This window comes from Reichenbachiella agariperforans, assembly GCF_900142205.1.
GTDB classification, from domain to species: Bacteria; Bacteroidota; Bacteroidia; order Cytophagales; family Cyclobacteriaceae; genus Reichenbachiella; species Reichenbachiella agariperforans.
This window is the reverse complement of sequence record NZ_FRAA01000001.1, coordinates 903,907-916,815: the sequence shown is the minus strand read 5'-3', so window position 1 is coordinate 916,815 and position 12,909 is coordinate 903,907. Positions and strand designations below refer to the sequence as shown.

Below are 12,909 nucleotides of genomic sequence, written 5' to 3'. Positions count from 1 at the left end.
TGTATCTTTAAGAATTAGCAAGTTGGATATAGGGTTTTGCAGTGCGTTTTGGTTAAAAAGCTCATTTTTTAACTCTAATTAGGTGTTTTGCGTATAGATTTAGTGTGTTAATACGGTTAACATTGTGGTAACATTAAATTAACATTGACTATATTGAGTTAGATTCCATTCGAAAATAGATGAAAACAGTTTTTAAAACCATACCGATACTATTAGTCTTTTTGCTCCTGAGAGTAGAAATGATGATGGCTGTAGTCCCGACGGGTGATACGAAGCTGGCACTATTTATACGTGACGATTTTGATAGCTTTTCTCATGAAGAGTTCGTGAGTTTCGAAGCGACCTACCTTGATATGTTGAGCAAACTAAGAGAGAAGGATGAGTCGATGAAGTCTGATGAGGCTTTTTTGAAATTCATGTTTTACAAAGTGCACCGTAAGTTTTTGAAAAGCTATGAGCAGCAGGTGTTGTTCAGTGAGATATTTCGCCCGTCTGGTAAGTATGATTGTGTGACGGGGTCTGCGCTGTTGGCTTTGTTTCTTGATGATCTCGGTTATCATTACCGTGTGGTCGAGACGGACTATCATGTGTACTTGATGGTAGAATCTGGGGGTAGGGAGTTTATGATGGAGGCCACCGATCCGTTGAATGGTTTTGCTTCGGATAAAGAGGAGATCAAGGAAAGAAAGCAAATCGTACTAAGCGATGCACAGCGAATCAATGAAAAGTTGGCCATGTCTGGTGTATCAAGCGATTTCAGCATGGGGTCACCCAAACAAGTAACTGTGATAGATAATGAAGTAGGTATGAAGGAACTTGCTGGTCTGCATTATTACAACCAAAGCCTTCGGGCTTACAATAACGAAGATTTACGTAAAGCCTATAAATATATCACGGTAGCGCAGGGGATTTATCCTTCTAAGCGTATCAAGAACGCCAGTTCTTTCATTTTTGCAATGGCTTTTTCTAATTAATAGTCTACATTTTTTAATGAGGTCTAACTACTAGGTCATTTTGTCTAGAATATTTCGTCCTTTGGTCACGGTTTTATTGATTCAATTTCAATCCATAATTAGGCGTTGAATTAGAGAGTTGTTTAATCTAATAAGCCTACTAAGTCGTCTTTGGATAGGTTCTTTACGAAACTCTCTTCTGTTGTGATCAAGTCTGCTGCCAGTTGTTTTTTGGACTGCTGGAGGTGCATTATTTTCTCTTCTACGGTGTTTTTGGTGATGAATCGGTAAGTGAATACTTTGTTTTTCTGACCGATGCGGTGCGCACGGTCTATGGCTTGTGCTTCGATGGCAGGATTCCACCAGGGGTCTAATAGGAATACATACTCGGCCTGTGTCAGATTGAGGCCTAGCCCGCCTGCTTTGAGGGAGATCAGGAATACCTGTATCGTAGGGTCGTTTTGGAACTTCTCCACTTGGCCTTGTCTATCCTTGGTCGTACCATCTAGGTAGGTATATTGTATCTTTTGTCCATCTAGGTACTTGGATACGATTTTGAGATGCTTCACAAACTGTGAGAATACCAGTATCTTTTGATCCTTCTTTATGGCATTTTCTAGCATGTAGCTGATGTCTTCTAGTTTGCCAGATTCCCCCTCGTAGGTTTCATCTGCTAGGAGCGGGTGATTGGCGATTTGCCTTAGTTTGGTAAGTCCCTGCAGGATCATAAACTGAGACTTGCCCAGACCACCTGCGTCGATCTCCTTCATGATTTTGTCACGGTAGGCAGATTTTACTTTTTCATAGGCTTCTTCTTGTTCTGCACTCATGGTGCTGTAGCGTACATTTTCAATTTTTTCGGGTAGGTCAGTGGCGACCTGCGATTTGTTTCGTCTTAGCAGAAACGGTTTGATGATCGAATACAGCTTTTTGGTACTCGCTTCGTCTTTCTTCTTTTCGATAGGAAGTTGATACTGCTTCTTGAAGAATGATTTGGTTCCCAGTAGGCCTGGATTGACAAAGGACAGTTGAGACCAAAGATCCATGGTGGTGTTCTCTATCGGTGTACCTGTCAGGATCAGTTTGTTAGACGAGTAGAGCTCTCTGATGCTCTTAGATATGATCGAATCAGGGTTTTTGATGACTTGAGATTCGTCCAATATGATGTAGTTGAAATGAAACTCTTTGAGGAGATCGATATCTTGCCGAATGATTCCATAAGAGGTCAGTACCAGGTCATACTTAGAAAAACCCTTGATGTTTTTTTCTCTTTTTCCTCCAGTATAGTTGAGGATTTTAAGTTTAGGAGTGAATTTCTCGGCTTCTTTCTCCCAGTTGTATATCAGAGAGGTAGGCATGACCAGAAGGCTGGTGCCAGCCTCTTCTTCACTGTGCACTGACTGTAGGAGAGCTAGTGTCTGTACGGTTTTACCTAAACCCATATCATCGGCTAGACAGCCTCCCAGACTATAAGATCGTAAGAAGCGCATCCAGTTGTATCCGGCTTTTTGATAAGGTCTCAGATCTCCCATGAACCCCTGTGGAATCTCAAAGTCATCGATCTTATCAAAGTCCTGTAATTTTAAGAGTTTGCCTTTAAGGTTGATCTGAGCTAGATTGGATTCAGTCAGCTCTTTGACTAGAGAGATGTGATGCTTTTGTAGTTGTAGCTCTTCGGCATTTCCTTCATCACTGAAGGCCATGAGCTCTGCATATTGTTCGAACCATGCATCGGGGATCACCGCAATCTCACCGTTAGGTAGTTCGATTTCCTTGATATTCTTTAGTATGTAGTTACGGATGACTTTGAATGGGATTTCAAATTCACCGAATTTGACTATCGCGTGGATGTCAAACCAGTCGATATTCTCTTTGATTTCCAGTGTCATCTCCGACTTGCCTATGAAATATCGCTTGATGCTTTTTCCATTTTGTACCAGCGAGATGCCAGCATCTTGTAGGAATTTTTTGGTGTCTTCTATCCATGAGAAAGCTTTACCCAGAGGAACTGTCACTTGAGAGGATCTTAGTGCTAGCCCTGATTCTTCGAGGAACTTGAGGTATTTCTTTTCTTGCGTGATATTTCGGCGGATACGGTAGAAGGTATAGTCGTCATCTTCACTCTCCACATGCACATTGACTTCTTTGAAGTGATCTGCTTTGTAACTGTGGTTCCCATATTTGAACTTGAGTTCAAATAGGATTTTACTCTCTTGGAGCAGATCGGTATTGGCGTTTCCATTAGAGCCGAAGAGCTCCATAGATTGGCCATTTGTACTGGCGAGTTCGGAGAAGTATAGCGTCGGCTTCAAGTCATGATGCTCTGTTTTGATGTCAAACCCCTTGGCATAGACATCAAAAGATGCAACCAACGGTGCGACGAATTTTCGATAGTAGCTGTCCTCTATTTTTTTAGGGACGGCTATGAATTTCTTGTTGAGGAAAGGCTTTAGCTTGTTGGCATCTACGTTTTTTTGAAAACTATATAGCTTGTTTTCAATGACGATAAACGCAGGGTCATTGCAGAGGATGTATGCTCCTTTGTACTGAAACTCTATCTTTTCGTCTCGATGTTTTATTGTCGGGAAGTAATGCGTGTTCTCCTCGTTTCGTCTGAAGTGAAACAATACGGAAGCCTCATCCTCAAGTACCTCGATTTCTTTCCAAGCTGGCTCACCATCATTTCCCATCTCAAAGAGTCTCTTGCCCTTTATGAGCGGCATGATTTTCGCCCTTCTCCTCTCTACATAAGCCCGTATCTCATCTTGTTTGGTTTGGTCTCCATTCTTTGGGTCAAAGACTTTGAGGAAGTAATCGTCAGGTTTTATTCTCTTCTTTTCAAAGTGTTTGACGACAGTGTCGGCTTGCATAGAGTCCATTTGTTTGATGAGCTCATAGTCTGCCTCGTCTAGTCCATCGGCGAACTCCGCAGCGTTCATAGCAGAGATATTCTGATGAGCAAAAGTCAAGCGTCCCTCCGTATCCTTCTGAATCACAAAGGATTCGAAAAGATAGCCTAGATACTGGTGATCAAATAGGGTGTATATAAGTTGAAAAGGTTCGTTAGGAGAGACTTTCATCTACCGACAATCACATTAAATTGATACTGGATTCATATCGAATCAATCTTGCAATTTACTCCAAAATGCGAAACGGGAAACAAAAACATTGTGAAATTTTGGTCGTCAGATATTGAATAATTACAATTAAATTGGGACGGTAAATAACGTCATTCAGATCATCAATTAGCAGTGTATATGAAGTTCACAGAGTTAGAAAAAATAGGGAAGGGTAAAATCACTAAACTGTCCAGAGATGCCGAAATTAAGGAGCTCGTGACCGATACCCGTAATATTTCTATTCGCTCTGGTGTGTTGTTTTTTGCGATTGAGGGGATCAACCATGATGGGCATGAGTTTGTGCAAGAAGCCTACGACAAAGGGGTGCGTTGCTTTGTGGTAGAGAAGGAAATCAAACTACCCGATGATGTGAACATACTGGAGGTGCGCCATTCGCTCAGTGTGATGCAATGGATCGTGACGTATCATAGGTTGCTTTTTACCTATCCTGTGATAGGAATCACAGGCAGCAATGGCAAGACGATCGTCAAGGAATGGCTGGCGCAGCTGCTGGATTATAAATTTAAGATCGTCAAAAGCCCAAAGAGTTATAACTCACAGCTCGGAGTGCCTCTGTCGGTGTGGCAGATGTCGGATCAGCACAATCTGGGAATCTTCGAGGCGGGAATATCTGAGCGTGGAGAGATGGCTCGTTTAGAACCGATGATCAAACCCACACTAGGCGTATTTACCAATATCGGTGAGGCGCATAATGCTGGTTTTGAATCTCTCCAGCAGAAGGCTAATGAAAAGGCGCAGCTCTTCGCTGGTTGTCAAAAGGTGATTTACAGTGCTGCGTATCCTGAAATCGAACAAGCACTTGAATCCGTATTTTCGGCTGATACAGAGTTGATTCCATGGACCGTTGAGCGTCAAGAAAAAGGAGTGGTTGAGATGATTATAGGAGAGCAAATACTCTCCTTGCGTCTTAAATTCTCTGATCCAGCTTCGATAGAGAATTCACTCCAATGTGCAGCAGTACTACATGTGATGGGGTTCGGCGTGGAGATGATACAGACGCGACTCGATACCTTGTCGTCGGTGAAGATGAGGCTTGAGATGAAACAAGCAGTGAACAGATCCTATGTGATCGATGACACTTACAACAATGACCTGTATGGACTAGAAGTTGCGTTAGATTTTCTCCATCGCCAAAATCAAAAAAGTAAGAAAACTGTGATCCTGTCAGACCTTTATCAAACGGGTCTATCATCAGATGCACTGTACCAACGCATCGATGACCTGATGCGCAATTTGAACATTCATCGTTTGATTGGTGTGGGAACAGAAATCTCCGAGGCGAGAGGGTTGTTTCATACGCAGGCAGAGTTTTTTGCGAGTACAGATGCGTTTTTGTCATCTGATTTTCAGGTGCAGGATGAGATTGTACTGGTGAAAGGAGCAAGGGATTTTCAGTTCGAGCGAGTGGTAGAGAGACTAGAGTACAAAGCCCATGGTACGATCATGGAGATCAACATGGAGTCTCTCACCAATAACTTGAACTACTACCGGGCGAGGCTGAGACCAGAGGTCAAGTTGATGGTGATGGTAAAGGCATTTGCTTACGGTGGAGGTAATTTTGAGATTGCTAACCTGTTACAGTTTCACAAGGTAGATTATCTCGGTGTGGCGTATACGGACGAGGCTGTGGAGCTTCGTAAGAGTGGGATTCATCTTCCGATTATGATCATGAATGCATCACCTGATTCATTTCGGTTTTTGAAGGAGTATAATCTAGAGCCTGAGATTTATTCCTTAGAGCAGTTGTTTGATTTTAATGACTTCTTCGAAGGGGAGGAGCAAGTCCCAGCTATTCACATCAAGCTGGAAACAGGGATGAATCGCTTAGGTTTTAAATCTGAAGAGCTCAAGCGTCTCGTCGAGGTACTGAAACTGCACAAGAGGATCAAAGTAAAGAGTATCTTTAGCCATTTGGCTGGGAGTGAAGATCCACGCCATCGCGACTTTACCTTGAAGCAGGGACGAGTCTTTGAGGAGATGAGTGACCTGGTGATGAAAGCGCTTTGGTACAAACCGCTGCGGCATTTGGTCAACACGGCTGGGATAGACAATTACAAAGCTTTTCATTTTGATATGGTGCGCTTAGGGATAGGATTGTATGGATTTGATCCTGTGATGTCGGAGGAGCAAAAGCTAAGTATAGTCAGTACGCTCAAAGCACACGTATCTCAGGTGAAGCACATCAAAGAAGGGGAATCTGTCGGCTATGGACGGCTTGGGTTTGCGAAGCGGGATATGAAAATAGCGATTGTGCCTATAGGTTATGCGGATGGCTATGCACGTGCCTTTGGTAACGGGGTAGGTAAGATGTCCATCGCAGGGCAGTGGGTGCCTACGATTGGGAATGTATGCATGGATATGACCATGCTAGATGTGTCTGCCGTAGAGATCAAGACTGGAGACGAAGTGGTCGTCTTCGGCGAGAGTCCTACCATTCAGGACTTGGCCAGTTGGGTAGGTACCATTCCTTATGAGATTCTGACCAGTATCAGTCAGCGTGTCAAAAGAACCTATGTTTCGGGTTAGTTAGCCACCACAGCCCATAAATTTTTTTAGATCTATATCAGGGAGTCCTAACTGTGTCGTTTCATCATCCTTGTCAGAGGTGTTGTCTGCTTTTTTTGTTTCGGAAGTGTCCTTTGATTTGGAGATATGACTGTTTTTCTTGCTTTGCTTTTTCTTCTCGCTAATCTCTTTTTTAGTGGTCATGGGCAGTATCTGTCTATGTATTTTTGGGACATTTTGCTACCGAGTTCTTGCGCTTTGTAGAAGTCTTGGCAAGCCATGTCGTATTCCTCCCTGTTCTTATACGCAAGTGCGCGGTTGTGGTAGGCGATAAAGCTATCTTCATTCGCATCAATGACCCGAGAAAAGTCGTTGATAGCAGAGCGATACATGCCCGCCGAGAAGTAGGCATTGCCACGGTTGTAGTAGCAGTTGATCAGATCAACAGGTATGTCAGAGGTGTCGTTGGCACGGATGGCACTACTATAGTTGCGTGCGGCTAGTTCGAAATACTCCATCTTGAAATAGATATTTCCTGCTAAATAGAACATGTCTGCTTGATCTGGTGCCAGCAATAGTGCGGTCTCTATGTCTTTTTGCGCCTCGCTGAATCGGTCGATTCGTAGTAGTGCATTGGCACGACCAACGAAACTGTCAGCATTGCCATCGTAGCTATCTATCGCTAGATCAAACTGCGAGAGCGCATCTTCGAATTGCTCTTGGCCAATCAGATCCCAGCCATTAGAAGTGTGCTGCTGGTTGGAATTGTAGTCATCCTCATCTATGACAGTATCCTGTGCTGTACTGCTACTAACTGCCAATAGGACAATGCAACCCGTCATCCATCCAATGTATCTCCTTCTCATAGCCATTTGTTTTGTATGGATGCTTAAATTAGCAAAAACTGATAACCCAACATTAATAATGAGTGAACTAATTGAAAAAAAATATTTTCAGGATTACATGCCCGAAAATGTATGCTTCGGCTGTGGGATCAACAACGATCAAGGGCTGCATGTCAAGAGCTATTGGGAGGGAGAAGAATCCGTTTGTAGGTGGGATTCGGAGGAGAAATATCACGGGTGGTCTGAATTGATGAACGGAGGAGTGATAGCCACGCTCGTTGATTGTCACTGTATGTGTACGGCCATGGCGTATGCGTATCGCCAAGAGGGGAGAGCGCTCGGTTCCTTGCCAGAGTATCGTTACGCTACAGGAACCTTATCTGTCAAGTATCTGAGGCCTACTTCCAACAATGATACCGTGGAGCTGCGTGCTCGTGTGGTAGAGGTCAAAGGCAAGAAGACGGTCTTGAAGTGCGATTTTTATTGTCTCGGAGAGAAAACCGCTGAGGCGGATGTTGTCGCAATCCGCGTCTTTGATAGTAGTCAAGATGGGGGAGACAATGTTTTTAAATCCTGAGACCATGAGTAGTGTGGTGAGTGCTGGTTTTGGGGGCAATCCAAAGGTGCTATTGTTGAGGGTGAAAAAAGTTTCAATCGGAAAAATCAGATAATCAATAGCTTAGAAAATTCTTTTCTTTTTTTGCAAGTCAAGACTTGAATATGTCGAATTGCTTTCTATCTTTGCACTCGAATTTAGTCAAACGGACTAACAAGTGAAAGTAGCTCAGCTGGTAGAGCGCCACCTTGCCAAGGTGGAGGTCGCGGGTTCGAACCCCGTCTTTCGCTCAATTGAGTGTGAGAGTGTATGTGAGTGAGAAGGTGCAATAGCATCGCGCATACACTTTTTTTGTATCCAAGCAGTTCTTAACTTTAGTCTCTGGTACAGCACTACATCATGATCCTGCCGGAGTGGTGGAATCGGTAGACACGCAAGACTTAAAATCTTGTGACCTTCTGGTCGTGCGGGTTCAAGTCCCGCCTCTGGTACAAAAACCTCTGTTAATCTATTGATTTTCAGAGGTTTTTTGTTTTTAGGTGGTGGAGTTGGCGGTAATTTCGGATCAGTCGGTAAAGTTAGGATCAATCCGTGATTCAAGATTCATTGTTCGAAATTCATTATTGTTTTTCGTGAATAACCATCTCTTATAGGTCCTTGAAGTTAATTTGAATGATTGGAATAAAAAATATCGAACCTGTCTACCGAGTTTATCCCCCAAGTTAACAGACTGACCCTAATGTTAGGGTGAGATGTCGCCCTAGTGTTAGTTGATCGAAATCTGATGCTTCTTTTCTGCGATAAGTAAGCCAAAATTCATTTATTTGTGCTGTTTTAATCCTAACACATCGAAGTGGCACAATTCCCAGAAATATTAAAGAATCTAAAAGCTGGACAATACGCTCCTGTGTACCTTCTGCAGGGCGAAGAGTCTTTTTTTATCGATCAAATCGTAGACTATATAGAGGCCAACGCGATGGATGAAAGCATGCGAGGGTTCAACCAAATAGTGGTCTACGGCAAGGACTCTGATATCCCCAATATCATCAATCATGCGAAAGGCTATCCGATGATGGCAGAACGAAAGGTAATCATCGTCAAGGAGGCGCAAGAGTTGGCGGGATTGGATAAGGAGATGGGGGAGAAGTTCTTTACCAACTATCTCGAAAATCCACAGCCGTCGACCATATTGGTGTTGGCCTATAAGTATAAGTCCCTCGACAAGCGCAAGAAGATCACCAAAGCTTTCGTGAAGCACGCTGTGGTGATGGACTCATCCAAAATGTATGACAACCAATTGCCTGCCTGGATAGAAGGTTATGTCAAGGACAAAGGCAAGAAGATAGATCAAAAGGCACTCTTTCTGATCACAGAGAACATAGGGAACAACCTTACCAGAATCTCCAACGAGATAGACAAGATGCTGATCAATATTCCGAATGAGGCGTTGATTACGGCTGATCATGTTTATAAGAATATCGGAATCAGTAAGGAATATAATGTGTTTGAACTCCAAAAAGCACTGTCCTACCGAAACGTGATGAAGGCCAATGAAATTATACATTATTTCAAGTCCGACCCGAAATCAAATCCGTTGATTCCGATCATTGCCAATGTATTTGCGTTTTTTAATAAGTTGCTGTTGATTCATCATTCACAGAATAAGTCGGACAAACATTTGGCATCTTTATTGGGTGTTCATCCATTTTTCGTGAAAGAGTACATTATGGCAGCTAAGAACTATCCGTTATCTAAGGTGATCGACAATATCAAATATGTCAAGATCGCTGATATGAAATCGAAAGGAATCGACTATCCTTCACAGTCCGAAGGGGAGATCATGAAAGAATTGGTTTTTTCGCTCTTACATTGATTCCTAGGGCTTAAATTTATTGTATTATTCATACTGCTAGTTAGTATCCTAAATTACTATTGAGACTTGAGGACCATCATACATACTCCACATATTCTATTCAAAGGTTTTATAATCACGCTGTTGCTCCTGACACAGGTAGCGGCACAGGCGCAAGAGTTAGATCAGGACGCACGTTTTCGGCATGCTAAGCTGCTCTACCAAAAAAATGCCTATGTAGCGGCGCGCTTGGAGTTTGCCAAAATCACGGCGAAGGTTTATCGAGAGGATGTGGACTATTTTATCGCATCGTGTGCCGTACGTGCAGGGCAGGACGATGGAGAATACCTGATCCAAAAATTCGTAGAAGACTACCCATATAACCACTATGCGAAGAGTGCCTATGTCGATCTAGGTAACTACTACTTTGATCGAGGAGAATACCAAGAGGCGATTCGCAGCTATGAAAAGAATCAAAATAATACCTCTCCCGAACTCATGTTCAAGAAAGGCTATGCATTCTTCAGTACAGGAGAGAATAACAAAGCGATGGCTTCATTTGCGCAGTTGGATAATAGCTTTACTAGCTATGAAAAGGATGCAGCCTATTTTCAGGGCTATATTTTGTATCACGGAGGAAAAATCAAACAATCGTATGAGTACCTCGAAAGAGGATTCGAGTCAGAGGAGTTTGGCGTATCTGCTTTCGAGCTGTATATGTCAGCACTCTATAGCACCAAGCAGTACAAGGAACTGATCCGTATGGTGGATGATCGTGGCACGGCCAAAACGAGCCAAATGATCGTGAATTTCTATGCGGATGCACATTATGCATTAGGCAAATACAACAAAGCATCTGACGAATACACCAAGTTGTTTAACGCCTATAGCCGTTCTCGCAATGAGGTGAACTACTACAAAGCGGGCTACTCCAACTACAAGCTGGGTAATACGAAGTTGGCCGAGGAGCAACTCAAGAGATCAGCGGTCGCAGATGATACTGTAGGTGCTTATGCTTCTTATTATTTGGGGGTGTTGTATTTGCAGACGGCCAATATACCGTTTACCATCACGTCTTTTGAGAATACGACCAAATACGACACAAGACTGAAAGAAGATGCCTACTACCAACTAACGAAGGCACTGATGCAGGTGCCCAATTATTCAAGAGTCATAGAGGTCGTCGATGAATATGCGGATCAATTCCCGAACGGAAAGTACAAAGATTTGTCAGGAGAGATGCTGAGTATGGCCTATGCGTTAACTGATAACTATGACCTAGCGATCAACTACATCGAAAGCCGAGATGTATTGACTACCCAGATGAAAAGAACCTATCAGCGTGTTTCTTTCCTGAAGGCAATGTCGTTGTTTAATGATAAGAAGTTCGAACTAGCGATTGAGGTATTCAAAAAGTCATTGATTCATAATTTGGATCGATCTATTACTCAAAATGCTTACTACTGGACAGGGGAGAGCTTGGCGGTATTGGAGCGAGATGAGGAGGCATTGTTTTACTATCGTAGTGTCACCAATGACGGATCAGAGATTTACAAAAAATCACTATACGGTAAGGGTTATGCCTATTTTAACATGAAAGAATACGAGGATGCAAAGGTGTCCTTCGAAGCATTCGAGAAGAACTATACCAAGGATCTGAATGCAAAATACATCTCGGATGTTTACATGCGTTTGGGTGACTGTAATTTCGCTTTGAAGAATTATTCGAAAGGCATAACTTATTATAAGCAAGCCGAGCAAGCGGGAGACAAACGATTAGGGGAAATCTATTTTCAGATCGGATTGTTGAACCGATACATTGATAAAGATGCCGAAGCAACGCGATATTTTAAGAAGCTGATCGCCGAAGTGCCTAACTCTCCTAAACTCGATCATGCGCATTTTCAAATTGCCAAAATAGAATTTGAACAAGGAGATATGACCGAAGCTATCGAGTCTTACCGAAAATTCATGTTTAAGTTCCCGAGTAGTCCTCATGTGCCTTTTGCGCTGCTAGATCAGGCAGTAGCCTATGACAACAAAGGCAATACTGCTTCTAGTATTACGAATTATAAGGAGATTCTAGATCGGTTTCCAAGACACGAGACGGCCAATAGCGCCCTCTTGGGACTGCAGCAGAAAAGCAACCAAGGGGAGTTTAAGGATTTCGAGACTTACTTGTCCCGCTACAAATCGGCTAATCCGAATAGTGAAGCTTTGGAGAATATTGAGTTTGAGACAGCTCAGGCACATTACTACAACCAGCAGTACACGTTAGCGATTAGTGGCTTGCAAGATTTTATCAAGACATACAAGAAGAGTTCACTCGTGGTAACGGCTAAGTATCTGATCGCAGACTCCTACTACAGAATAGACGAATATGATAAGTCACTCAGCCAGTTTTATGAAATAGAGCAGGAGAAGGATTTTTCGAAGTATAGCAAGGTGCTCCACCGCATCGCAACTATAGAAGCTGAGAAGGGGAATGTAGTCGTGTCAAATGTGTACTTCCATGAGATGATGAACGCATCTACTTCGTCTAAAAATATGATTCAGGCAGCAACTGGACTGATGGAGAATTTCTACAGAGTGGATCAGTATGATTCGGCGATCTACTATGGTACCGCCTTGCTGAGCAATGCAAGGACGAGCGTACTGGTAGAGGCTAATGCCAACTTGATCGTAGGAAAGTCCCAGTACCATCTCGAAAACTATGAAGACGCTCTCGTATATCTACTACCACTAGTGGGTAACTCCCCTGACGAGCGTGGAGCAGAAGCCTATCTTTATATCAGTAAGATTTATTATCTCTACCAGGATTATGAAAAGGCACTTGAGAGTCTGTTCATCTTGACGAACAATTTTAAGAATTATGAATATTGGCAGAGTGAAGCGTTCCTTTTGATGGCAGATATATACATCGATACCGATGAGGTGTTCCAGGCGAAAGCCACGCTGAATTCATTGATCACGCATTCTACCATAGATGAGATCAAATTCAGAGCGGAGAGCAAATTGAAGAAGATAAGTGAGGAGAATAATGAAAACAACTAATCAA

Annotated in this window: 8 protein-coding genes and 2 tRNA genes; 7 read left to right on the top strand and 3 right to left on the bottom strand. The window is 42.9% G+C overall.

Translation table 11 applies throughout. From position 1 onward, the window contains the following. Positions 1 to 179 precede the first annotated feature (179 nt). Positions 180 to 974, top strand: coding sequence for a hypothetical protein (locus BUB99_RS03450; protein ID WP_073119443.1), 795 nt, complete (start codon positions 180 to 182; stop codon positions 972 to 974). 122 nt (positions 975 to 1,096) lie between these two features. Here the strand turns inward: BUB99_RS03450 and BUB99_RS03445 are convergent, their stop codons facing one another. After that, entirely contained in the window at positions 1,097 to 4,033 is a 2,937-nt protein-coding gene (locus BUB99_RS03445; RefSeq protein WP_073119442.1) for a DEAD/DEAH box helicase, read from the bottom strand. Positions 4,034 to 4,210: 177 nt separating this feature from the next. Here BUB99_RS03445 and BUB99_RS03440 point away from each other — a divergent pair, with 177 nt between their 5' ends. Further along, the gene (locus tag BUB99_RS03440) at positions 4,211 to 6,619 is read left to right on the top strand and encodes a bifunctional UDP-N-acetylmuramoyl-tripeptide:D-alanyl-D-alanine ligase/alanine racemase (RefSeq protein WP_073119440.1); all 2,409 of its coding nucleotides are present in this window, start codon (positions 4,211 to 4,213) and stop codon (positions 6,617 to 6,619) included. Here BUB99_RS03440 and BUB99_RS03435 read toward each other — a convergent pair whose 3' ends face one another. Further along, positions 6,620 to 6,802: a hypothetical protein gene (locus BUB99_RS03435; RefSeq protein WP_073119438.1), complete on the bottom strand. Its 183-nt coding sequence runs from the start codon at positions 6,800 to 6,802 to the stop codon at positions 6,620 to 6,622. After that, entirely contained in the window at positions 6,799 to 7,464 is a 666-nt protein-coding gene (locus BUB99_RS03430; RefSeq protein WP_170863725.1) for a tetratricopeptide repeat protein, read from the bottom strand. The genes BUB99_RS03435 and BUB99_RS03430 overlap by 4 nt, the downstream gene beginning before the upstream one ends. Before the next feature lie 58 nt (positions 7,465 to 7,522). On the opposite strand from BUB99_RS03430, the gene BUB99_RS03425 reads away from it, so the two are divergent. The 5 genes from BUB99_RS03425 (at position 7,523) to BUB99_RS03405 (ending at position 12,905) form a co-directional block, all read left to right on the top strand. Next, positions 7,523 to 8,020 (top strand): PaaI family thioesterase, encoded by a 498-nt coding sequence (locus tag BUB99_RS03425; protein ID WP_073120565.1) that lies wholly within the window; start codon positions 7,523 to 7,525, stop codon positions 8,018 to 8,020. 196 nt (positions 8,021 to 8,216) lie between these two features. Beyond that, positions 8,217 to 8,289 (top strand) — tRNA-Gly (locus BUB99_RS03420). Positions 8,290 to 8,406: 117 nt separating this feature from the next. Then, positions 8,407 to 8,490 (top strand) — tRNA-Leu (locus BUB99_RS03415). Positions 8,491 to 8,852: 362 nt separating this feature from the next. Beyond that, complete coding sequence (gene holA, locus BUB99_RS03410; RefSeq protein WP_084190322.1) at positions 8,853 to 9,872, top strand: DNA polymerase III subunit delta; 1,020 nt, start codon at positions 8,853 to 8,855, stop codon at positions 9,870 to 9,872. A gap of 66 nt (positions 9,873 to 9,938) precedes the next feature. Further along, positions 9,939 to 12,905: a tetratricopeptide repeat protein gene (locus tag BUB99_RS03405; protein WP_073119433.1), complete on the top strand. Its 2,967-nt coding sequence runs from the start codon at positions 9,939 to 9,941 to the stop codon at positions 12,903 to 12,905. Positions 12,906 to 12,909 lie beyond the last annotated feature (4 nt).

Coding starts and splice junctions, on each gene's coding strand:
- BUB99_RS03430 (WP_170863725.1), bottom strand. CDS start 7,464: ATGAGAAGGAGATACATTGGATGGATGACGGGTTGCATTGTCCTATTG.
- BUB99_RS03445 (WP_073119442.1), bottom strand. CDS start 4,033: ATGAAAGTCTCTCCTAACGAACCTTTTCAACTTATATACACCCTATTT.
- BUB99_RS03425 (WP_073120565.1), top strand. CDS start 7,523: ATGAGTGAACTAATTGAAAAAAAATATTTTCAGGATTACATGCCCGAA.
- BUB99_RS03450 (WP_073119443.1), top strand. CDS start 180: ATGAAAACAGTTTTTAAAACCATACCGATACTATTAGTCTTTTTGCTC.
- BUB99_RS03435 (WP_073119438.1), bottom strand. CDS start 6,802: ATGACCACTAAAAAAGAGATTAGCGAGAAGAAAAAGCAAAGCAAGAAA.
- BUB99_RS03440 (WP_073119440.1), top strand. CDS start 4,211: ATGAAGTTCACAGAGTTAGAAAAAATAGGGAAGGGTAAAATCACTAAA.